This window comes from Escherichia sp. HH26CH, from assembly GCF_009820205.1.
GTDB classification, from domain to species: domain Bacteria; phylum Pseudomonadota; class Gammaproteobacteria; order Enterobacterales; family Enterobacteriaceae; genus Escherichia; species Escherichia coli_F.
Window position 1 is genome coordinate 177,277 of sequence record NZ_VNXM01000025.1, and the last position, 20,910, is coordinate 198,186.

23 protein-coding genes are annotated in these 20,910 nt (G+C 51.6%); 6 read left to right on the forward strand and 17 right to left on the reverse strand.

Features of this window, described 5'->3' with window-relative positions; all coding sequences use genetic code 11:
• Nucleotides 1–227 precede the first annotated feature (227 nt).
• The 11 genes from yqjG to exuT all read right to left on the reverse strand — a co-directional run bounded on the left by yqjG (nt 228) and on the right by exuT (nt 7,193).
• Nucleotides 228–1,214, reverse strand: a complete 987-nt coding sequence (gene yqjG, locus FQ015_RS09405; RefSeq protein ID WP_160523980.1) for a glutathionyl-hydroquinone reductase YqjG — start codon at nt 1,212–1,214, stop codon at nt 228–230.
• Between the two features lie 247 nt (nt 1,215–1,461).
• Entirely contained in the window at nt 1,462–1,854 is a 393-nt protein-coding gene (locus tag FQ015_RS09410) for a DoxX family protein (RefSeq protein WP_000732238.1), read from the reverse strand.
• A 186-nt stretch (nt 1,855–2,040) separates the two neighbouring features.
• Nucleotides 2,041–2,340 (reverse strand): YqjK-like family protein, encoded by a 300-nt coding sequence (locus FQ015_RS09415; RefSeq protein WP_000096086.1) that lies wholly within the window; start codon nt 2,338–2,340, stop codon nt 2,041–2,043.
• The gene (locus FQ015_RS09420; RefSeq protein ID WP_000785722.1) at nt 2,330–2,734 is read right to left on the reverse strand and encodes a phage holin family protein; all 405 of its coding nucleotides are present in this window, start codon (nt 2,732–2,734) and stop codon (nt 2,330–2,332) included. The genes FQ015_RS09415 and FQ015_RS09420 overlap by 11 nt, the downstream gene beginning before the upstream one ends.
• A gap of 2 nt (nt 2,735–2,736) precedes the next feature.
• Nucleotides 2,737–3,042: a DUF883 family protein gene (locus FQ015_RS09425; protein ID WP_000031415.1), complete on the reverse strand. Its 306-nt coding sequence runs from the start codon at nt 3,040–3,042 to the stop codon at nt 2,737–2,739.
• Nucleotides 3,043–3,079: 37 nt separating this feature from the next.
• Nucleotides 3,080–3,448: a DUF1090 family protein YqjC gene (gene yqjC, locus FQ015_RS09430; RefSeq protein WP_001352920.1), complete on the reverse strand. Its 369-nt coding sequence runs from the start codon at nt 3,446–3,448 to the stop codon at nt 3,080–3,082.
• A gap of 146 nt (nt 3,449–3,594) precedes the next feature.
• Nucleotides 3,595–3,978: an EnvZ/OmpR regulon moderator MzrA gene (mzrA, locus tag FQ015_RS09435; protein ID WP_001166773.1), complete on the reverse strand. Its 384-nt coding sequence runs from the start codon at nt 3,976–3,978 to the stop codon at nt 3,595–3,597.
• Between the two features lie 3 nt (nt 3,979–3,981).
• Complete coding sequence (yqjA, locus tag FQ015_RS09440; protein WP_000422149.1) at nt 3,982–4,644, reverse strand: DedA family general envelope maintenance protein YqjA; 663 nt, start codon at nt 4,642–4,644, stop codon at nt 3,982–3,984.
• 21 nt (nt 4,645–4,665) lie between these two features.
• Nucleotides 4,666–4,749 (reverse strand): protein YqiM, encoded by an 84-nt coding sequence (yqiM, locus tag FQ015_RS24165; protein ID WP_211180508.1) that lies wholly within the window; start codon nt 4,747–4,749, stop codon nt 4,666–4,668.
• 239 nt (nt 4,750–4,988) lie between these two features.
• On the reverse strand, nt 4,989–5,765 hold the full coding sequence (gene exuR / locus FQ015_RS09445) for a transcriptional regulator ExuR (protein ID WP_000406496.1): 777 nt from the start codon (nt 5,763–5,765) through the stop codon (nt 4,989–4,991).
• 129 nt (nt 5,766–5,894) lie between these two features.
• The gene (exuT, locus tag FQ015_RS09450; RefSeq protein WP_001298326.1) at nt 5,895–7,193 is read right to left on the reverse strand and encodes a hexuronate transporter ExuT; all 1,299 of its coding nucleotides are present in this window, start codon (nt 7,191–7,193) and stop codon (nt 5,895–5,897) included.
• A 482-nt stretch (nt 7,194–7,675) separates the two neighbouring features.
• Between exuT and uxaC the strand changes: the two genes are divergently transcribed.
• The 3 genes from uxaC (at nt 7,676) to FQ015_RS09465 (ending at nt 11,224) form a co-directional block, all read left to right on the forward strand.
• Entirely contained in the window at nt 7,676–9,088 is a 1,413-nt protein-coding gene (gene uxaC / locus FQ015_RS09455) for a glucuronate isomerase (protein WP_160523981.1), read from the forward strand.
• 14 nt (nt 9,089–9,102) lie between these two features.
• The gene (gene uxaA / locus FQ015_RS09460; protein WP_001199369.1) at nt 9,103–10,590 is read left to right on the forward strand and encodes an altronate dehydratase; all 1,488 of its coding nucleotides are present in this window, start codon (nt 9,103–9,105) and stop codon (nt 10,588–10,590) included.
• An 82-nt stretch (nt 10,591–10,672) separates the two neighbouring features.
• The gene (locus tag FQ015_RS09465) at nt 10,673–11,224 is read left to right on the forward strand and encodes a YgjV family protein (protein ID WP_000128138.1); all 552 of its coding nucleotides are present in this window, start codon (nt 10,673–10,675) and stop codon (nt 11,222–11,224) included.
• A gap of 3 nt (nt 11,225–11,227) precedes the next feature.
• On the opposite strand, the gene sstT is transcribed toward FQ015_RS09465, so the two are convergent.
• From sstT to FQ015_RS09490, 5 genes are all read right to left on the reverse strand, one after another.
• On the reverse strand, nt 11,228–12,472 hold the full coding sequence (sstT, locus tag FQ015_RS09470; RefSeq protein ID WP_000211655.1) for a serine/threonine transporter SstT: 1,245 nt from the start codon (nt 12,470–12,472) through the stop codon (nt 11,228–11,230).
• Between the two features lie 469 nt (nt 12,473–12,941).
• Complete coding sequence (gene alx, locus FQ015_RS09475) at nt 12,942–13,907, reverse strand: TerC family membrane protein Alx (protein WP_001098830.1); 966 nt, start codon at nt 13,905–13,907, stop codon at nt 12,942–12,944.
• Nucleotides 13,908–14,189: 282 nt separating this feature from the next.
• Nucleotides 14,190–15,176: a Gfo/Idh/MocA family protein gene (locus FQ015_RS09480; protein ID WP_160523982.1), complete on the reverse strand. Its 987-nt coding sequence runs from the start codon at nt 15,174–15,176 to the stop codon at nt 14,190–14,192.
• Between the two features lie 78 nt (nt 15,177–15,254).
• Nucleotides 15,255–15,947: a SanA/YdcF family protein gene (locus tag FQ015_RS09485; RefSeq protein ID WP_160523983.1), complete on the reverse strand. Its 693-nt coding sequence runs from the start codon at nt 15,945–15,947 to the stop codon at nt 15,255–15,257.
• Between the two features lie 76 nt (nt 15,948–16,023).
• Nucleotides 16,024–16,527: a M48 metallopeptidase family protein gene (locus FQ015_RS09490; protein WP_160523984.1), complete on the reverse strand. Its 504-nt coding sequence runs from the start codon at nt 16,525–16,527 to the stop codon at nt 16,024–16,026.
• Between the two features lie 84 nt (nt 16,528–16,611).
• Here FQ015_RS09490 and rlmG point away from each other — a divergent pair, with 84 nt between their 5' ends.
• The 3 genes from rlmG to higA all read left to right on the forward strand — a co-directional run bounded on the left by rlmG (nt 16,612) and on the right by higA (nt 18,760).
• Entirely contained in the window at nt 16,612–17,748 is a 1,137-nt protein-coding gene (gene rlmG, locus FQ015_RS09495; protein WP_039021360.1) for a 23S rRNA (guanine(1835)-N(2))-methyltransferase RlmG, read from the forward strand.
• 284 nt (nt 17,749–18,032) lie between these two features.
• Nucleotides 18,033–18,347 carry a type II toxin-antitoxin system toxin HigB gene (higB, locus tag FQ015_RS09500; RefSeq protein WP_000550189.1) on the forward strand — a complete coding sequence of 105 codons (315 nt, stop codon included), beginning with the start codon at nt 18,033–18,035 and terminating at the stop codon, nt 18,345–18,347.
• The gene (higA, locus tag FQ015_RS09505; protein WP_000560266.1) at nt 18,344–18,760 is read left to right on the forward strand and encodes a type II toxin-antitoxin system antitoxin HigA; all 417 of its coding nucleotides are present in this window, start codon (nt 18,344–18,346) and stop codon (nt 18,758–18,760) included. Before higB ends, higA begins: the two co-directional genes overlap by 4 nt.
• 44 nt (nt 18,761–18,804) lie before the next feature.
• Here the strand turns inward: higA and fadH are convergent, their stop codons facing one another.
• Entirely contained in the window at nt 18,805–20,823 is a 2,019-nt protein-coding gene (gene fadH / locus FQ015_RS09510) for an NADPH-dependent 2,4-dienoyl-CoA reductase (protein WP_160523985.1), read from the reverse strand.
• Nucleotides 20,824–20,910: the final 87 nt, after the last annotated feature.

Here is a 20,910-nt window from a genome sequence, read left to right on the forward strand (position 1 = left end):
CGTGAATGAAATGGCAGTAAATATTATCTCGATGAATTAATAAGGCGCTGTGAAGGATAAGGGCAAGCGCAAAATTGCCAGATGCGCTACGCTTATCTGGCCTGCGCGGTCATTGCAACATATTGAATATAAATGTTTTGTAGGTTTGATAAGGCGTTTACGCCGCATCCGACATGAACAACACGCACTTAGCTAATTATCAGAGGCACCTCGTAAGGTGCCTTTTTTTAACCGAAGCGAACATCTCGTCCATGCGGTTCATCGAGATCCTGCCACGGACCAATTGAAATAATCCCCGTAGGGTTGATGGTCTTATGGCTGCGGAAGTAATGATTACGGATGTGATCGAAATTGACGGTTTCGGCAATTCCCGGCATCTGGTAGATATCGCGCAGGAAGCCATACAGATTCAGGTAATCGCTGATGCGGTGCTTATCACACTTGAAGTGGGTCACATACACTGGATCAAAACGCACCAGCGTGGTCCACAGGCGAATATCGGCTTCGGTTAGCTGGTTGCCGGTCAGGTAACGGTGCTGACCTAAAATCTGTTCCAGTCGCGCCAGCGATTCAAACACTTTCGCCACCGCCTCGTCGTAGGCTTGCTGGCTGGTGGCAAAACCGGCTTTATACACGCCATTGTTAACGGTGTCGTAAATCCAGCCATTAAGTTCGTCAATTTTCGTTTGCAGGGCTGAAGGGTAGTAATCTCCAGCTTTCGCACCCAGCGCATCAAACGCGGTATTAAACATGCGGATGATTTCCGCTGATTCGTTGCTGACAATGGTGTGGTTCTTCTTGTCCCAGAGTACGGGAACAGTGACACGTCCGCTGTAGTGTGGATCGGCGTGGAGATAAAGCTGATACAGAAACTCATGTTGATAGAGTGTATCGCCGGTTGCTCCCGGAAAACTGTCATCAAAGGTCCAGCCGTTTTCCAGCATTAACGGGTTCACTACGGAAACGGAAATAAACGGTTCCAGTCCTTTGAGTTTACGCATGATCAGCGTGCGGTGCGCCCACGGGCAGGCGAGTGAAACATAGAGATGATAACGACCTTTCTCTGCGGCAAAACCGCCTTTGCCAGTGGGGCCTGGCGCGCCATCGGCAGTGAGCCAGTTACGAAATGCGGAAGCTGAACGTTGAAATTTACCGCCAGTGGATTTGGTGTCGTACCAGGTGTCATGCCAGACGCCGTCAATCAGTTGACCCATTTTTCTCTCCTCCAATAGCAAAAACGAGGAGCGTTTCTCCTCGTTTGAGACTGATGGCAAACGCAAAACTGCCTGATGCGCTATGCTTATCAGGCCTACGAGGTTTCTGCAATGTATTGAATTTGCATGTTTTTTTAGGCCGGATAAGGCGTTCACGCCGAATCCGGCATGAACAACGCGCACTTTGTCAACAATCTGAAACGAGGAGTGTTCCCCCTCGTTTTTTATCGTTAAGTATAGCGCGTACTTACCACTTTTTATTCAACAGACGGTCGATGCTATACGCGCCCGGACCGGTAATCGCCAGCAGCAGGAATCCGCCAGAAATAGTCAGGTTTTTCATAAACATCAGCGAGTTCATGCCTTCTGCAAAATTGCTGTGAAATAAAAATGCCGTCAGCAGCGTAAAGCCCGCAGTAAACAGGGCAGTGGTACGTGTCAGGAAACCGAACAGGATTGCCAGACCACCACCAAACTCAAGCAGAATCACCAGTGGCAACATAAAGCCAGGGACACCCATCGCTTCCATATATTGTTGCGTACCCGCGTAGCCAGTAATTTTTCCCCAACCTGCCGTAATAAACAGAATCGGCATTAAAATGCGTGCGACCAGTACCCCAACATCTTCTAATTTTTTCATCTTACTCTCCACTGCGCCGCTCAGGCTGCTGATTGTTTTTTTGTGCAAGGGCGCGGTATTAGCGTCGTTGCTTTCGATGGAGAGAATCATAAACGTGGCGAAGCGTGATTGTTAGCAAGGAAAACTGTCAAATATTTTCAAAAAATTTGAGGAATAAGGCCGGAATGTCTCCGGCCAGAAAGGAAGTTAACCGCGAAGCTGTTGTTGCTTGAGGGTTGTTTTCACCAGACGCCAGGCGCTCCATACACCAAAACCACGTCTGGCCCAGCGGACCAGCATATTGGGATGACGAATCGTCCAGATAGCCATCACACTACTGCCAACCAGCGCCCAGGAGCGCAGACTCAGCAGCATATTCCAGCGACGATCATAAGCGCCTGTCGCCTCCAGCCATTCACGACGACTGGCGGAAAGATCCAGCCGTTGTTGCTGGATCTGGCTAAGCAGTTGCGCCTTACGTCGTTCACGTTCGACTTTACTGCTCACGGGACTCCTCCTCGAGCAGTTGCCGATCGTTTGCCAGCTCATGGCGCGTATGGCGCAGTAAGGTGGATTTACGCGATTTACGTAACGTCCAGATACCGCCAATGAGTGCCAGTAGCAGCAACACCACGGTGGTGGCAATCATCGCATTCAGGCGATATTGCGGATCAACCGCCCAGATAATCAGCACCATCAGGCTCATAAGACCAAATGCAGCGAAAAGCATCGTCAGGCCCAGCATCAGTAAAAGCTGAAAGAGATTGGCTTTTTCCTCTTCCAGCTCCACCACCGCCAGCCGCAGACGTGTCTCCACCATTTCAACCATGATGGAAACAATTCGCTGCCCGATGCCCAGAACGCTTTTACCGGGCCCTTGCGCGTGATGAGTGTCCGCCATAATTAACGACGCGACAGCAGAACGCCGAGCACTACACCGATTGCAGCGCCAATGCCCACGCCCGTCCACGGATTTTCACGCACATACTCATCGGCACGCGCCGCCGCGACACGGGTTTGTTTGGCAATGGCATCACCGGTTTCACCCAGGCGATAACGGCTCTGTTTCAGTGCCTGCTCCGCTTTGCTACGAATCTTACTCAACTCTTCTTTCGACTTCTCGCCAGATGAGCTAAGCACCTCTTCCAGCGTATCGGAAAGGGATTTCAACTCAGCACGCAGATGTTCCGTAGTGTGTTCTTTCGACATAGTTTTCTCCAGGTGAGTAAGTAGTGACTATTGTGAGTTAGTAGTCGCGCGCTTCCAGCTTTTTCAGCTCTTCCTGCGCTTCTGCCAGTTTCCGTTCGCGTTTGGCAATCTTATCGGCATCGCCTTTTTGCTTCGCCTCGGCTAAATCTTGCTGGCGTTCCGCCACCTCATCTTTCTGCTTTGCGATTTTCTTCTGATGATCGGCACGCAGCTGGCTATCTGAACAGTTGGCCCGGACTTCACTCAGGGCTTTATTCAGACCGTCAATACGATTCTGGTTTTGGTGTTTTTCGGCATAGCTGATCTCCTTAAGGATATTTTGCTCCTTTTCCTGACACAGGGTAGTGGCATAACTACCGGTACTAAGAGCAAAAAGAGAAACAGCTAAAGCGATGCGGTATTTCATTCTTGAACCTTCCATTGTGATTCGGACCTATTACAAAGGAACGATTGTCCAGACAACGAAGCGGTAGTGTTGACCACCGCCTCATTAATCATAGACAGTTACGGTGAAATCACCAAAGTGAGTGATCTGTTTCGGATAACAGGAAGTTATCCGAAGCGATGAGAGTTATCCCGCAATCGGGTTAGCCACTGCATAGCCTGACTATTATTGTCCTGCTGCGCAATGATGTAGCCATGGGGCAATGTTCTGTCGAGAACCGCTTTTGCTGCGGCACTCTGGTCGCTGGAGTCAAACGTAATTAACAGAGTGTCGTTTTTAGGGGTGATGCTTTTGAAAGGAATGCCGTGAGCGTCAAGGTGATGCCAGATTGAAAAACCGTCTGGCATCGTTGTGCCTTGATGAACGGCACGAATCGCCAGCGTAGACTCTTGCTGGCGAACCGCGGACCAGGCCAGCAACAGCGTGCCGACCAGAAGTAAAACAGCGCCGGACCAGGTTAGCTGGCGAAGCGACATGCGAGGTATTTGCATCCCTTACCCCCGATTTCCATATTTCTTTTTCCATAACACGACCAGAGAACCTGCCAGGCCAAACACCAGCAGCACCACCGGGAGCAGCATCAGGCATGACATCAACTGGTCCTCGTACTTTAAAAATACCGGCGTTTTGCCGAGCATGTAACCCAGAGTTGTCAGGATTAATACCCACAGCAGACCGCTCATCCAGTTGAAGAACTGAAAGCGCGCGTTATTCAGCCCTGATAACCCGGCAATCGTCGGCAGCAGTGTTCTGACAAACGCAATAAAGCGACCAATTAACAGCGCCGATAAACCGTGTTTATGAAAAAGATGGTGTGCGCGTTGATGATAATGCGCGGGTAAATGAGATAGCCAGTTTTGTACGGTGCGGGTATTGCCCAGCCATCGCCCCTGAATATAGCTGACCCAGCAGCCGAGGCTGGCGGCAACGGTCAGTAGCAGAATCGTTTGCGGATAGCCCATCGCGCCTTTCGCAATCAATACGCCGACCAACACCAGTAAACTGTCGCCCGGTAAAAAGGCCGCCGGAAGCAAGCCGTTTTCAAGGAACAAAATTACAAATAAAACAAAATAGAGCATGCCAATCATCGACGGATTGGCCAGGGTTTCAAAATCCTGCGCCCACAGGGCTTGCAGCAATTGGGTCAAAAGTTCCATTCATTATTCCTGGTGAATCGGTTAACGCCACGCTGGTTTTAAAAGATGCACTACCGCAATGTTATTGCTGTTTTGGTATGTTCTGCGGGTTTGATACATCAACACAGCCTGAACTATTCCCTGTTAAATCGTGAGATAAGAAAGCATTCAAAAGCATAAATTCAAATTGAATCTAATTGTAACAAAGGTCAACGTTGTTCGTTATCAAAATTACATGTCCGTGGTGTCTGATTTTGCTGAATGCAGGGGAGGGTGGCGAGAGGATTTACACAGGCTGACACTTTATACTTTTCGCTTACCGACGAGGCAAACAGGCGCGTCGTTGCGCCTGCCGAATGGGGATTTCATTTGCTGCCGCTGGTGGCCGTATCAAGATGCACAACGGGATTTTCGGCGAACAGATAGCGGTCGGCATTGAACTCGAAATCGTCGCTGGTTTCGTTAAATAACATGATCTTGGTGTTTTCCAGATGCTGCCACATTGCCAGCTTAGCGGCATGGGGATCTTTGCGAATTAACGCTTTGAGGATCTGATCGTGGTCATCGCACCAGTTATCGACAGTACGGGCATCAATATGCTCGTGCAGTTTTTTCCAGTATGGGTTATGGCTACGTTGGGTCCACATTTTTTCAACGATGGCTGCCAGGGCGGAGTTCTGCGTCGCCAGGGCAACCTGAATATGGAACTGTAAATCCCATTCGGAATCACGGAAGCATTGTTCGCCGCGCGCCTGCTCCTGGATGGCCATCAGTTTCATGATGTCCTGTTTGGTTACCTGGGTCGCTGCGAACTCGGCAATATTACTTTCGATGAGCTGACGTGCCTGAAGCAGCTCAAACGGACCGTAATTGGCGAATTCCATATTAGTGTCAGCTGACTGCTGATGGCGCGGCTGGTTGGAAACCACATGAATACCCGAGCCTTTACGCACCTCTACATAGCCTTCAACTTCAAGCATGATGATGGCTTCACGAACCACGGTGCGACTGACGTTTTTTTCATCGGCAATAAAGCGCTCAGCAGGTAGTTTATCACCCACCAGATAGACGCCCTGTTCGATGCGCTCTTTCAGATCAGCGGCAAGTTGTTGATACAAACGGCGTGGTTCAGTGATTTCCATATGCGCTCCAGGCATGATACGGCAGACTATATTTGTTATACCACTTTTGCGAGTTTAGCTCTACTCACAGTGATGAAAAAGCCGCCTGAGAAGGCGGCTTTGAAGGGAAACTAAAACTTACACGAAGCCTTAATGTTGCGGTGCGGGATCGTTATGTGATTCCTGCGCCACCTCAATCGCCGGTTTGTTCTGCAACACAGTCCAGATAACCAGCGCACCCAGCAGGTCGAATACTGCCAGAACTGCGAACAGCGGGCTGAAGCCGATGGTGTCAGCCAGTGCACCGACTACCAGTGCAAACAGCGTACTTGCCAGCCATGCGGACATCCCGGTTAAACCGTTCGCCGTCGCCACTTCGTTACGACCGAACACGTCAGAAGAGAGCGTAATCAGTGCGCCAGACAGGGCCTGGTGAGCAAAACCACCGATACACAGCAGCATAATCGCGACATACGGGTTAGTGAACAGACCGATCATACCTGGGCCAATCATCAGCACCGCACCCAGCGTTACTACCATCTTACGGGAAACGATCAGGTTCACGCCAAACCAACGCTGGAACAGCGGCGGCAGGTAACCACCGAGGATACAACCAAGGTCAGCAAACAGCATCGGCATCCAGGCGAACATCGCGATCTCTTTCAGGTTAAAGCCGTAAACTTTAAACATGAACAGCGGGATCCACGCGTTAAAAGTACCCCAGGCCGGTTCAGCCAGGAAACGCGGTAGCGCGATACCCCAGAACTGACGGTTACGCAGGATCTGACCAACGGACATTTTCTTCGCTGTGTCAACCTGGTGCTGGGCTTCCTGACCATTAATAATGTAGTCACGTTCTTCATCGGTCAGATGTTTCTGGTCGCGCGGATGCTTGTAGAAAATCAGCCATGCCATCGCCCAGATAAAGCTCAACGCACCGGAGATGATAAATGCCATCTGCCAGCTGTGCATCACGATTGCCCATACCACCAGCGGCGGCGCAATCATCGCACCAATCGAAGAACCTACGTTAAAGTAGCCGACCGCGATGGAACGCTCTTTTGCCGGGAACCATTCGGAACTGGCTTTCAGACCCGCCGGGATCATCGCCGCCTCTGCAGCACCTACCGCACCACGAGCAACCGCCAGGCCACCCCAGCTACCTGCCAGCGCGGTTGCGCCACAGAACACAGCCCACAGTACAGCAAACATTGCGTAACCGATTTTCGTACCCAGCACATCCAGTACATAACCTGCTACCGGTTGCATGACCGTATAAGCAGCAGAATAGGCTGCGATGATATAGGAATACTGTTGGGTGGAGATGTTTAACTCTTCCATCAGAGTTGGCGCAGCTGCCGCCACAGTGTTACGCGTCAGGTAACCAAGCACAGTGCCGAGCGTCACCAGTGCGATCATATACCAACGTAACCCTTTAATTTTACGCATGTAAAACCTCATCGTTTTGTTATATCCGCAGGAAGCGCGGCCATCATCCCGCCAGAGGCTGAAGATGTTAGTTACGACCGGGTAACCGAAAAAAAACCGGCACGCCCCGAACGTTGCCATGAAAGTTTCGTGCTAATTCGGCTTCCGTACCGGTTAACCCGATTCATCTAACAAATGAATGAATCGGCAATTTGCATTCCGTCGACTTATGATTTGCGACGGCAGAAAGATAACTTGTCATACAACTTTAAAAGGTGAGAGCCATCACAAATGTGGGAATATTTGTAGGGACATTACCTGATGACAGCGAGGCCAGTACTGGCGCGGCTTGCAGCGAGATTTACCACTTTGAGAGTAATTTTTTTAACTACGTTTATTGATCTATCTCACGAAAATATCTTCGGACTCTGGAAATTGGTGTGATAACTTTGTCAGCATCGCACCATAAGCAAGCTAGCTCACTCGTTGAGAGGAAGACGAAAATGACTCCGTTTATGACTGAAGATTTCCTGTTAGATACCGAATTTGCCCGCCGTCTGTATCACGACTACGCAAAAGACCAGCCGATTTTCGATTACCATTGCCATTTGCCGCCGCAGCAAATCGCAGAAGACTACCGCTTTAAAAATCTGTATGACATCTGGCTGAAAGGTGATCACTACAAATGGCGTGCTATGCGCACTAATGGCGTGGCTGAGCGTCTGTGTACTGGTGATGCATCTGACCGAGAAAAATTTGACGCCTGGGCGGCGACCGTTCCGCACACTATCGGCAACCCGTTATACCACTGGACGCACCTCGAACTGCGTCGTCCATTTGGTATTACCGGCAAATTGCTTTCCCCGTCTACCGCTGACGAAATCTGGAACGAATGTAACGAACTGCTGGCGCAGGATAATTTCTCTGCGCGCGGCATCATGCAGCAGATGAACGTGAAAATGGTCGGCACCACCGACGATCCGATCGATTCTCTGGAGCATCACGCAGAGATCGCCAAAGACGGCTCTTTCACCATTAAAGTGCTACCGAGCTGGCGTCCGGACAAAGCCTTCAACATCGAACAGGCGACCTTTAACGACTACATGGCGAAGCTGGGTGAAGTCTCTGATACCGACATCCGTCGTTTTGCTGACCTGCAAACTGTCCTGACCAAGCGTCTGGATCACTTCGCCGCTCACGGCTGTAAAGTGTCTGATCATGCGCTGGACGTGGTGATGTTTGCCGAAGCGAACGAAGCGGAACTGGATAGCATTCTGGCGCGCCGTCTGGCAGGCGAAACCCTGAGCGAGCACGAAGTGGCACAGTTCAAAACTGCGGTGCTGGTGTTCCTTGGCGCTGAATATGCACGTCGCGGCTGGGTACAGCAGTACCACATTGGCGCACTGCGTAATAACAACTTGCGTCAGTTCAAACTGCTGGGGCCGGATGTAGGCTTTGACTCCATCAACGACCGTCCGATGGCGGAAGAACTGTCTAAGCTGCTGAGCAAGCAGAACGAAGAAAACCTGCTGCCGAAAACCATTCTCTACTGCCTGAACCCGCGCGATAACGAAGTGCTGGGCACCATGATCGGTAACTTCCAGGGCGAAGGTATGCCGGGCAAAATGCAGTTCGGTTCCGGCTGGTGGTTTAATGATCAGAAAGACGGTATGGAACGTCAGATGACCCAACTGGCGCAGCTCGGTCTGCTGAGCCGCTTTGTCGGTATGCTGACTGACAGCCGTAGCTTCCTGTCATACACCCGTCACGAATACTTCCGCCGCATTCTGTGCCAGATGATTGGCCGCTGGGTGGAAGCGGGCGAAGCACCGGCGGACATCAACCTGCTGGGCGAGATGGTGAAAAATATTTGCTTTAACAATGCGCGTGACTACTTCGCCATTGAACTGAACTAAGGTCTGGGGTTGATATGCAATACATCAAGATCCATGCGCTGGATAACGTCGCGGTTGCTTTAGCAGATTTGGCGGAAGGCACAGAAGTCAGTGTCGACAACCAAACTGTTACGCTGCGCCAGGATGTTGCTCGTGGACATAAATTTGCGTTAACGGATATCGCAAAAGGGGCCAACGTCATTAAATATGGCCTGCCGATTGGTTATGCATTGGCGGATATTGCGGCGGGGGAACACGTTCACGCCCACAATACGCGCACGAATCTGAGCGATCTGGATCAGTATCGCTATCAACCTGATTTTCAGGATCTGCCTGCGCAAGCGGCAGATCGTGAAGTGCAGATCTATCGTCGCGCTAACGGCGATGTCGGGGTGCGTAACGAGCTGTGGATCCTGCCAACCGTAGGCTGTGTCAACGGCATCGCACGACAGATCCAGAACCGTTTCCTGAAAGAGACCAACAACGCCGAAGGCACTGACGGCGTGTTCCTCTTCAGCCACACCTACGGCTGCTCGCAGCTGGGCGACGATCACATCAATACCCGCACCATGCTGCAAAACATGGTGCGCCACCCGAACGCAGGCGCCGTGTTGGTCATTGGTCTGGGATGTGAAAACAACCAGGTTGCCGCATTCCGTGAAACGCTGGGTGATATCGATCCTGAACGCGTTCATTTCATGATCTGCCAACAGCAGGATGATGAGATCGAAGCCGGGATCGCGCATTTGCATCAGTTGTATAACGTAATGCGCAACGACAAACGTGAGCCAGGCAAACTCAGCGAACTGAAGTTTGGTCTGGAGTGCGGTGGTTCTGACGGTCTTTCTGGTATTACTGCTAACCCGATGCTGGGGCGTTTCTCTGACTACGTGATTGCTAACGGCGGTACTACCGTACTGACCGAAGTGCCGGAGATGTTTGGCGCAGAGCAGTTGCTGATGGACCATTGCCGCGACGAAGCAACGTTTGAAAAACTGGTCACTATGGTCAACGACTTCAAACAGTACTTTATTGCCCATGACCAGCCGATCTATGAAAACCCATCGCCGGGGAACAAAGCGGGCGGTATCACCACGCTGGAAGACAAATCACTTGGCTGTACCCAGAAAGCGGGTTCCAGCGTCGTGGTTGACGTGCTGCGTTACGGCGAGCGTCTGAAAACGCCGGGGCTGAACTTGTTAAGTGCGCCGGGTAACGATGCCGTAGCGACCAGCGCCCTGGCGGGTGCGGGCTGCCATATGGTGCTGTTCAGTACTGGTCGTGGCACGCCGTATGGTGGATTTGTGCCGACGGTGAAAATCGCCACCAACAGTGAACTGGCGGCGAAGAAAAAACACTGGATCGACTTTGACGCGGGTCAGCTGATCCACGGTAAAGCGATGCCGCAGTTGCTGGAAGAATTTATCGACACCATCGTTGAGTTTGCCAATGGTAAACAAACCTGCAACGAGCGTAACGACTTCCGCGAACTGGCGATCTTTAAAAGCGGCGTAACGCTATAAAGTCGAAATGAGTTGTTAATAAAAAACGGCGTTTCATAATGTGAAGCGCCGTTTGCTTTTCCATACCTGCTAAGGATTTATCATGACCGCGTATTGGCTGGCCCAGGGCGTGGGTGTCATCGCCTTTCTGATTGGTATCACAACATTTTTCAATCGTGACGAACGTCGCTTCAAAAAGCAGCTTTCGGTCTATAGCGCCGTTATTGGCGTACATTTTTTTCTTCTGGGCACCTATCCCGCTGGTGCCAGTGCCATCCTTAATGCCATTCGTACGCTGATTACCTTACGCACGCGCAGCTTATGGGTAATGGCGATTTTTATTGTGCTGACTGGCGGAATTGGCCTCGCGAAGTTCCATCATCCTGTCGAACTATTGCCGGTTATCGGCACGATTGTCAGTACCTGGGCGCTATTCCGCTGTAAAGGGCTGACCATGCGCTGCGTAATGTGGTTTTCAACGTGTTGCTGGGTGATTCACAACTTCTGGGCGGGGTCGATAGGCGGCACGATGATTGAGGGGAGTTTTCTGCTCATGAATGGCCTGAATATCATTCGTTTCTGGCGGATGCAGAAAAGGGGAATTGATCCGTTTAAAGTGGAGAAAACCCCTTCCGCCGTAGACGAAAGGGGCTAAGTATTAGTTACGCAGGGCGCTATTTGCCAGACGATCGTCTTCTGCCTGGCAAGCTGCCGCAGTGAACAGCACGTCAGTTGAAGAGTTCAGCGCGGTTTCGCAAGAGTCCTGCAATACGCCGATGATAAAGCCGACGGCAACCACCTGCATGGCGATATCGTTCGAAATACCGAACATATTACAGGCCAGCGGGATCAGCAGCAGAGAACCACCTGCCACGCCGGACGCACCACAGGCGCACAGAGAAGCCACTACGCTCAACAGCAGCGCCGTTGGTAGATCCACCGGAATACCCAGCGTATTAACCGCAGCCAGCGTCAACACGGTAATGGTGATTGCTGCGCCCGCCATATTGATCGTTGCACCCAGCGGAATAGAAACGGAATAGGTATCGCGATCCAGATTCAGCTTTTCACACAGCGCCATATTCACCGGAATGTTCGCCGCAGAGCTGCGGGTGAAGAAGGCATACACACCGCTTTCACGCAGGCACAGCAGCACCAGCGGGAACGGGTTACGACGAATTTTCCACCACACCAGCAATGGGTTAACCACCAGCGCCACCAGTAACATACAGCCAACCAGCACGACCAGCAGTTGCGCGTAGCCCCACAGTGTGGAGAAACCGGTGGTAGCCAGGGTAGAAGAAACCAACCCAAAAATACCGATCGGTGCGAAGCGAATGACCAGTTTCACCATAAAGGTGACGGCATTCGACATATCGTTGACCAGGTTTTTGGTGGTCTCGTTACCATGACGCAGTGCGAAACCGAGGCCAATTGCCCACACCAGAATCCCGATGTAGTTACCTTTCAGCAGCGCGTCGATGGGGTTGGAAACCATGCTCATTACCAGCCCGCGCATCACTTCGACAATGCCTGACGGCGGCGAAATATCACCCGCGCTACTGGACAAGTGCAGGGTAGAAGGGAAGGCAAAGCTGAAGACTACTGCGGCCAGAGCAGCAGAGAAGGTGCCCAGTAGATAGAGGAACAAAATAGGACGGATATTGGTTTTCTGCCCGTGCTGGTGGTTAGCAATAGACGCCATTACCAGCATCAACACCAGGATGGGGGCAACGGCTTTCAGTGCGCCGACGAACAAAGTACCTAACAGACCGACAGCTTCCGCCGCCGGTTTTGAGATCCATGCCAGAAGAATCCCCAGAACAAGGCCGACCAGGATTTGTTTTACCAGGCTGCCATGAGCCAGACGCCGGAATAGCCCCGGTGAACGTTGCGTAGTCATTTTTCGATCCTTTCATTGTGTTGTCGCACATCCCTGGTGCGTTCTGTCGACGCATCTTTCAGGATGTAACAAAGTGTTTGCAAGGTCGAGTATAAGGAAAGTTACAGCTTCGGGAAGCGAAAAATGCTGGATTTTAAAGAGAGGTCATATTTTGCAACTTAATGATTACATTTGTTTGACATAAACAGACAGAAGGACTGGCTGCTGAGACTGATTAGATAACATATAGGCAAAACTATTTGGCATATGAGAACTGTTGCGCTCCTGTGATGTGCTATGCCATATAAAGTCACTGGCGCAGGGAGCGGCCAATCGCCGCTGCCCCGGCCTCCAGGGAACGCTTCGGTGATTTTGACGCCACTAACACCCAAGCGATCTTTTTGTAAAGAGCTATAAGTCGGTTACATACTTAATCGCTCATCTTTGTCTGGAATGAGTTATCACCCGTAGTGGCTTAATATACAGCGAATTATCCCACCCGCTGCTTATCATGCCGATAATTCACCCAGGCGTTGATAATAAACGTCATCACCAGAATACCAAACACCACGCCCAGCGAAACGGCGATCGGAATATGGTAGAAATCGACAATCAGCATCTTGATACCGATAAACACCAGAATTACCGCCAGACCATATTTGAGCATCGAGAAACGTTCTGCTACGCCCGCCAACAGGAAATACATCGCACGCAGGCCGAGGATCGCAAACAGGTTTGAGGTCAGCACAATAAACGGATCGGTGGTCACGGCGAAGATAGCCGGAATGCTATCCACGGCGAAAATCACGTCGCTCAACTCCACCAGAATCAGTACCAGCATCAGCGGCGTGGCATACAACAAACCATTCTTACGCACAAAGAAATGCTCGTTGTCGATGGTGTCGGTCATACGCAAATGACCGCGCAGCCAGCGCACCAGCGGCTTGTCACCAATACCTGATTCATCTTCATGAGCCAGCGCCATCTTCACGCCAGTAAACAGCAGGAAGGCACCGAAGATATACAGGATCCAGTCGAACTGCGAAATCAGCCAGCTGCCAGTGAAGATCATGATGGTACGCAGAACAATCGCCCCGAGTACGCCATACACGAGCACGCGGCGTTGTAATGCCGCCGGAACAGAGAAATAGCTGAACAACATCAGCCAGACGAAGACGTTATCGACCGCCAGTGATTTCTCAATCAGATAACCCGTGAGGAAGGCCAATGCCTGAGGGTCCGCGACTTCGCGCCCCTGTGTCTGCGCCAGATACCACCAGAAAGCGGCATTAAACAATAACGACAGTGTCACCCAGACCAGCGACCAGGCCGCAGCCTGTTTCATGGTCATCGCATGTGCCCCGCGACGCCCCTGCAACAACAGGTCGATAGCCAGCATAATGACGACAACAACAGCGAATCCGCCCCATAGCAACGGCGTGCCGACAGTATTCATAGAAGTTCCTTACACATAAAAAAACGGCCAACGTCGGAAGACGTCAGCCGCTGCTTTTTATGCATAGACCTCGCCTTCCGGCAAGGTCTCACTTACAACAAAAAAGGAATACGTCTGCGTATTCCTTTCAGGTTGCCCGGTGACCGGATGTGGTTTTTCACACATCGTAATGACGATCGACCGGCAATGAAGTTACTCCCCTTTGCAGGTAACAAAGTATGACAGACCATTCGGTCAGTCAATGGTCTGTTACATCCCTTTTACACTGTTTTACTTTGGCTATTATAGTTTTACGCTATCTGCCGGAAAAATCACCCCGGTCTGGCGGCGGATCTCGGTCAGCAGCCTGGCGGTGATACGACTGACCGCCAGCCCTGGATGATCTACCAGATGTTCATCCACCAGGGTAGCGAACAGCTCTGCTTCGTACAGCATGGTATTAATATGCTGCGGCTGGGTAAGATCCTGCATCTGGCTGCCGCGCGGCACATAGCAAACTTTCTGGCATTCAGACAGTTTTTCAATCACCAGCGATCCCGCTTCGCCCTGAATCTCACTTGCCAGCACAGAATCACTGACCTTTGAGTGCTGCAAGGTAACGCTGAAATCACCGTAATCCATCACCACCACGCCGTGGGCATCCACACCACTTGCCAGCAAACTGGCGGTTGCCTGCACGCTTTTCGGTTCACCAAATAACGCCACCGCCGACGCCAGACAGTAAAAGCCGATATCCATAATTGAACCGTTGGAGAATGCCGGATTGAAGGTGTTGGGATTCTCGCCGTCCAGATAACGTTGATATCGCGAGGAATACTGGCAATAGTTGAAAAAGACTTTCCGCAGTTTGCCTACTTTCGGCAGCGCCTGGCGCAGCAAATGAAAGTTCGGCAGGCTGGCTGTTTTAAATGCCTCAAACAGCACCACCTGATTTTCCCGCGCACAGGCAATGGCGGCATCCACTTCCGCCAGATTCGACGCCAGCGGTTTCTCGCAAATCACATGAGTTTTATGGCTAAGGAAAAGTTGTGTCTGGGAAAAATGCAGGGCATTCGGGCTGGCAATATACACCGCGTCAATGGCATCGCTTTCTGCCATCGCTTCCAGCGATGTAAACAGATGCTCGACAGAAAAATCATTGGCGAAGTGCTGGGCCTGTTCAAGGCTGCGGGAATAGACAGCGGTTAACTTGTATTTACCGCTCTCATGGGCGGCCTCGACGAACTGGCGAGTGATCCAGTTCGTGCCAATCACAGCGAAACGTATCATAACGCGTGGATACTCCATAAAGGGATTCTGTCGTCAATGTAGCACGCCTTTTTCATCTTCGACGTGCGCAGATACGCATTATTCTTTCGCCGGACAGCCATGCTCGCTAAACGGCCCAATCATGACCGACGGCCCGAGATATTTCGGCTGTCGATGGAGGATTTTCGCGTCAATCACTGCGCTGACGCGAGCGAGTTTCTCCCGCAGCTGAGTATAAAAACCATGTTTCATATTCAGGTCTGGTGCGTTAAACCCGATGGCATCGATGCCGTACTGTTTTGCCAGCCAGATGGCGCGTTGGTTATGAAATTCTTGCGAAATAATAGTGATATGGCTTTCACCAAACACCTTTTTGGCACGCACCACCGAATCAAGCGTTGAGAATCCGGCATAGTCGCAGAAGATGACTTTTGCGGGTACGCCTTTAGCGATCAAAGCCTGCTGCATGCCTGAGGCTTCATCGTAATTTTTACGTCCGTTATCGCCGCTCACTAGTAGCCATTTCACTTTTCCGGCGTGGTACAACTCTGCTGCGGTATCAATACGTCGGGTAAAGTAGCGATTACCCGGCCTCGCTCCCAGCAATAAACCCACGTTACGCGCCGGAACGGCGTTGACATTGCTCCAGGTCAGCTGCTTGCTGGCGTTGACCATAACGCGATCGGCAATAAAAATGGTCGCTCCTGCTATAAGCAACAATAAACAGCCAAGCTTTAGAGTCCGGCGAGAAAAACAAATACGGAGAAGAAGGCGGGCAAAGGCGCGCAGCATGGTCGTTATCCTTAACGAAAGGGGGGAGGTCGATTTTAGGCGCTAAAGGAAGAAAAGATAACGCCTGACATCATTTTCAGATTTTGTCCTGCCCAAGCGACAACTGCGTTAGCCACAGACGAGTGTCGAATTCAAGCTGGTGGTACTGCGGCTCCATATGACAGCACAATTGATAGAACGCTTTGTTGTGCTCTTTCTCCTTCAGGTGCGCCAACTCGTGCACCACGATCATGCGCAAAAACGGTTCCGGCGCGTTGCGAAACACGGTAGCGACGCGGATCTCTGCTTTTGCTTTCAGCTTGCCGCCCTGCACACGCGAAACAGCGGTATGTAACCCGAGCGAGTTTTTCAGCACATGGATCTTGTTGTCATACATCACTTTATTGATCGGCGGGGCATTGCGCAGAAACTGATTTTTCAGATCCTGAGTATATTGCCAGAGGGCTTTATCGGTGGCGTAGTCGTGCGTTCCTGGATAGCGTTTTGCCAGCACATCGCCCAGACGCTGTTCATTAATCAGCGTGCGCACCTGGGAAAGCAACTGTTCGGGATAACCCTGAAGATAAGTAAGATTGCTCATAACCGCCCACGAAAAAGAGAAAAAGGGTATACTCACGCACCCTTTTCAGGGGCAACGTCGAAATTTTATCATTCAGGAGGGCCGATGAGCCACTTAGACAACGGTTTCCGTTCACTGACACTACAACGTTTTCCGGCGACGGATGACGTTAACCCGCTACAGGCGTGGGAAGCGGCAGATGAATATTTGCTGCAACAGTTGGACGACACAGAAATCCGCGGCCCGGTGTTAATCCTGAATGATGCCTTTGGTGCGTTAAGTTGTGCGCTGGCGGAACATAAGCCGTACAGCATTGGCGACTCATACATCAGCGAACTGGCGACGCGCGAGAATTTACGCCTCAACGGGATTGATGAATCGAGCGTGAAGTTTCTCGACAGCACCGCTGACTACCCGCAGCAGCCGGGCGTGGTACTGATCAAAGTGCCGAAAACACTGGCATTGCTGGAACAGCAACTGCGCGCATTGCGCAACGTGGTCACGCCGGATACACGTATTATTGCCGGTGCTAAAGCCCGTGACATTCACACCTCCACGCTGGAACTGTTCGAAAAAGTGCTCGGCCCGACCACCACCACGCTGGCATGGAAGAAAGCGCGCCTGATTAACTGCACTTTCAACGAGCCGCCGCTGGTTGATGCACCGCAGACCGTTAGCTGGAAGCTGGAGGGTACTGACTGGACTATCCACAACCATGCGAATGTCTTCTCACGCACCGGTCTGGATATTGGCGCGCGCTTCTTTATGCAGCATCTGCCAGAGAATCTCGAGGGTGAGGTTGTCGATCTCGGTTGTGGTAACGGCGTTATTGGCCTGACGCTGCTTGATAAAAACCCGCAGGCGAAAGTGGTGTTTGTCGATGAATCACCGATGGCGGTTGCTTCCAGCCGTTTGAATGTTGAAACCAACATGCCAGAGGCGTTGGATCGCTGCGAGTTTATGATCAACAACGCGCTCTCCGGCGTGGAGCCGTTCCGCTTTAATGCTGTGCTCTGCAACCCGCCGTTTCACCAGCAACATGCACTGACCGATAACGTTGCCTGGGAAATGTTCCACCACGCGCGCCGCTGCCTGAAAATCAACGGCGAGCTGTATATCGTTGCCAACCGTCACCTGGATTACTTCCATAAACTGAAGAAAATTTTTGGCAACTGCACCACCATTGCCACCAATAATAAATTTGTGGTGCTGAAAGCGGTGAAGCTGGGGCGTCGTCGGTAAGATTGACAGCTACCTGCCGGATGCGGCGTAAACGCCTTATCCGGCCTACGTTCAGCACATTACCCCCAGGTCGGATAAGACGCGGCAAGCGTCGCATCCGGCAATGTCTGCCCAGTTCTGGAATCGCGCTTCCATAAAACAAAAAATCCCTGTCACCATCCTCTACATTCTCTTGTTTAGCGTTTTTCTACGTTTATTCTTCCGTCACACAGATAAATTCATCCGTTGCCAATCTGTCAACGGATGTTATCATGTTGCCAATTTGTCAACGGACGTGATGAAGAATGCACCTGATAACTCAAAAAGCATTGAAAGATGCTGCGGAAAAATACCCGCAACATAAAACGGAGTTGGTGGCTCTGGGGAACACGATTGCTAAGGGATATTTCAAAAAACCTGAGTCATTAAAAGCAGTATTCCCTTCTCTGGATAACTTCAAATATCTGGATAAGCATTATGTTTTCAATGTCGGGGGCAATGAATTACGTGTTGTAGCAATGGTCTTTTTTGAATCGCAAAAGTGCTACATACGTGAAGTTATGACGCATAAAGAATACGATTTCTTTACCGCCGTTCATCGTACTAAGGGGAAAAAATGATTGCGATTGCCGACATCTTACAAGCAGGAGAAAAGCTAACTGCTGTGGCACCTTTTCTGGCGGGTATTCAGAACGAGGAACAATACACCCAGGCGCTGGAACTGGTAGATCATCTGCTGCTCAACGATCCTGAAAACCCCTTGCTGGATCTGGTGTGTGCCAAAATAACCGCGTGGGAAGAATCAGCGCCCGAATTTGCTGAATTTAATGCCATGGCTCAAGCCATGCCTGGCGGTATAGCTGTGATTCGTACCCTTATGGATCAATATGGTTTAACCCTTTCCGATCTGCCGGAAATTGGCAGTAAATCGATGGTGTCACGCGTTTTGAGCGGGAAGAGGAAATTAACGCTGGAACACGCTAAAAAACTGGCAACGCGATTCGGCATTTCTCCCGCCTTGTTTATTGATTAACGCGACGTGCCGGATGCGTCGCATCCGGCGCTTCAAACAACGATTTAAATCTCCAGCGCCAGCCGTGTTCCCTGCGCGATCGCCCGTCGTGCGTCCAGCTCCGTAGCCACATCGCAACCGCCGATTAAATGCACGGTTTTTCCTGCATCGATTAAGGGTTGTGCCAGCGTGCGGTTTGGCTCCTGCCCCGCGCAGATCACCACATGATCTACCGCAAAAATTTGCGGTTCGCCGTTGATCACCACATGCAGCCCTTCATCGTCGATCTTCTGGTAACTTACGCCTGGGATCATTTTTACACCCCGTGAGAGCAGGGTGGTGCGATGGATCCAGCCCGTAGTTTTGCCCAACCCTTGCCCTGGTTTGCTGGCTTTGCGTTGAAGCATCACAATCTGTCGCGGGCTACGGGGGATCTGCATTCCCTGCGGGCTTAACCCACCACCCTGTTGCAGGCTACTGTCGATTCCCCACTCATTACAAAACTCGGTGATATTCTGGCTGGTGGACTCCCCTGGCTGACTCAAATACATCGCTGTATCAAAGCCAATCCCACCACAACCAATGATGGCGACGTTGTTGCCCACCGGCGCTTTGTCGCGCAGTACGTCGAGATAACTCAACACCTTCGGATGATCGATCCCGTCGATGGGCGGAATGCGCGGTACGATCCCACTGGCGAGGATCGTTTCATCGAACGCCTTTAACTGATCTGCGGTCACGGTGTGATTAAGTTTCAGTGTCACGCCAGTCACTTCGATCATCCGGCGGTAGTAGCGCAATGTTTCGTAAAATTCCTCTTTGCCGGGGATCTGTTTGGCGATATTAAACTGCCCGCCGATCTCGCTATGTGCATCAAACAACGTTACCTGATGACCACGCGCCGCCGCATTGATGGCAAACGCCAGCCCCGCCGGACCTGCGCCGACCACCGCCAGATTTTTTTTCTGCACGGCGGGAAGGATCGGCATTTTGGTTTCGTGGCAGGCGCGAGGATTCACCAGACACGAGGTGACCTTGCCGACAAAGATCTGATCGAGACAGGCCTGATTGCAGCCAATGCAGGTGTTGATCTCATCGGCTCGCCCCGATTGCGCTTTTGACAGCAGCTCCGCATCAGCAAGAAACGGTCGCGCCATCGATACCATATCGGCATCACCGCGCGAGAGAATATCGTCGGCAACCTGCGGATCGTTAATCCGGTTGGTGGTCACCAGCGGCAATGAGACGTGACCTTTCAGTTTGCGTGTGACCCAGCTAAATGCGCCGCGCGGCACTGGCGTGGCGATGGTCGGAATCCGCGCTTCATGCCAGCCTATTCCAGTGTTGATAATGGTTGCGCCCGCCGCTTCAATGGCCTGCGCCAGTTCTACCGTTTCGGTAAAAGTCCCGCCGCCTTCTACCAGGTCGAGCATCGACAGCCGATAGATAATAATGAAGTCGTTGCCGACGCGCTCGCGCACCGCACGCACTACTTCGACGGCAAACCGCATCCGGTTGCGGTAATCGCCGCCCCACTGGTCACTACGCTGGTTGGTGCGCAGAGTCAGAAATTCGTTGATCAAATACCCTTCGGAACCCATCACCTCTACGCCATCGTATCCGGCCTCCCGCGCCAGTTGCGCGCAGCGGGCGAAATCGTCGATCAGTCGCAGGATCTCTTCATGGGTGAGTTCATGAGGAACGAAACGGTTGATGGGGGCCTGCAACGCGGAGGGCGCTACCAGATGCGGTTGGTAGCTGTAGCGTCCGGTATGCAAAATTTGCAGGGCGATTTTGCCGCCTTCCTGATGTACCGCTTCGGTAATGGTGCGATGGTGCGGGATCTGGCTGACGTCATTGAGCATTGCACCGCCTTCCATGCCAACGCCTGTTAAATCAGGTGCAATACCGCCGCTAACGATCAGCGCCACGCCGTGACGGGCGCGTTCAGCATAAAACGCCGCCAGCCGCTCGGCACCGTCCGGGTATTCCTCCAGCCCGGTGTGCATTGAACCCATCAACACGCGGTTTTTTAACGTGGTAAAACCTAAATCAAGCGGGGCAAACAGCGACGGGTAGCTCATAAATTATCCAGCATGTAAAATAATTGTTATGTGGTCGGATGAGTTCTAATTTAGCCGTCGCCGGGGAAAAGGGAAAAGGGGAATGCG

What these genes read in the sequence shown, in the direction of transcription:
- yqjG (WP_160523980.1), bottom strand. Translation starts at nt 1,214, where the DNA reads ATGGGTCAACTGATTGACGGCGTCTGGCATGACACCTGGTACGACACC.
- FQ015_RS09410 (WP_000732238.1), bottom strand. Translation starts at nt 1,854, where the DNA reads ATGAAAAAATTAGAAGATGTTGGGGTACTGGTCGCACGCATTTTAATG.
- FQ015_RS09420 (WP_000785722.1), bottom strand. Translation starts at nt 2,734, where the DNA reads ATGGCGGACACTCATCACGCGCAAGGGCCCGGTAAAAGCGTTCTGGGC.
- FQ015_RS09425 (WP_000031415.1), bottom strand. Translation starts at nt 3,042, where the DNA reads ATGTCGAAAGAACACACTACGGAACATCTGCGTGCTGAGTTGAAATCC.
- yqjC (WP_001352920.1), bottom strand. Translation starts at nt 3,448, where the DNA reads ATGAAATACCGCATCGCTTTAGCTGTTTCTCTTTTTGCTCTTAGTACC.
- mzrA (WP_001166773.1), bottom strand. Translation starts at nt 3,978, where the DNA reads ATGCAAATACCTCGCATGTCGCTTCGCCAGCTAACCTGGTCCGGCGCT.
- yqjA (WP_000422149.1), bottom strand. Translation starts at nt 4,644, where the DNA reads ATGGAACTTTTGACCCAATTGCTGCAAGCCCTGTGGGCGCAGGATTTT.
- exuR (WP_000406496.1), bottom strand. Translation starts at nt 5,765, where the DNA reads ATGGAAATCACTGAACCACGCCGTTTGTATCAACAACTTGCCGCTGAT.
- exuT (WP_001298326.1), bottom strand. Translation starts at nt 7,193, where the DNA reads ATGCGTAAAATTAAAGGGTTACGTTGGTATATGATCGCACTGGTGACG.
- uxaC (WP_160523981.1), top strand. Translation starts at nt 7,676, where the DNA reads ATGACTCCGTTTATGACTGAAGATTTCCTGTTAGATACCGAATTTGCC.
- uxaA (WP_001199369.1), top strand. Translation starts at nt 9,103, where the DNA reads ATGCAATACATCAAGATCCATGCGCTGGATAACGTCGCGGTTGCTTTA.
- FQ015_RS09465 (WP_000128138.1), top strand. Translation starts at nt 10,673, where the DNA reads ATGACCGCGTATTGGCTGGCCCAGGGCGTGGGTGTCATCGCCTTTCTG.
- sstT (WP_000211655.1), bottom strand. Translation starts at nt 12,472, where the DNA reads ATGACTACGCAACGTTCACCGGGGCTATTCCGGCGTCTGGCTCATGGC.
- alx (WP_001098830.1), bottom strand. Translation starts at nt 13,907, where the DNA reads ATGAATACTGTCGGCACGCCGTTGCTATGGGGCGGATTCGCTGTTGTT.
- FQ015_RS09480 (WP_160523982.1), bottom strand. Translation starts at nt 15,176, where the DNA reads ATGATACGTTTCGCTGTGATTGGCACGAACTGGATCACTCGCCAGTTC.
- FQ015_RS09485 (WP_160523983.1), bottom strand. Translation starts at nt 15,947, where the DNA reads ATGCTGCGCGCCTTTGCCCGCCTTCTTCTCCGTATTTGTTTTTCTCGC.
- FQ015_RS09490 (WP_160523984.1), bottom strand. Translation starts at nt 16,527, where the DNA reads ATGAGCAATCTTACTTATCTTCAGGGTTATCCCGAACAGTTGCTTTCC.
- rlmG (WP_039021360.1), top strand. Translation starts at nt 16,612, where the DNA reads ATGAGCCACTTAGACAACGGTTTCCGTTCACTGACACTACAACGTTTT.
- higB (WP_000550189.1), top strand. Translation starts at nt 18,033, where the DNA reads ATGCACCTGATAACTCAAAAAGCATTGAAAGATGCTGCGGAAAAATAC.
- higA (WP_000560266.1), top strand. Translation starts at nt 18,344, where the DNA reads ATGATTGCGATTGCCGACATCTTACAAGCAGGAGAAAAGCTAACTGCT.
- fadH (WP_160523985.1), bottom strand. Translation starts at nt 20,823, where the DNA reads ATGAGCTACCCGTCGCTGTTTGCCCCGCTTGATTTAGGTTTTACCACG.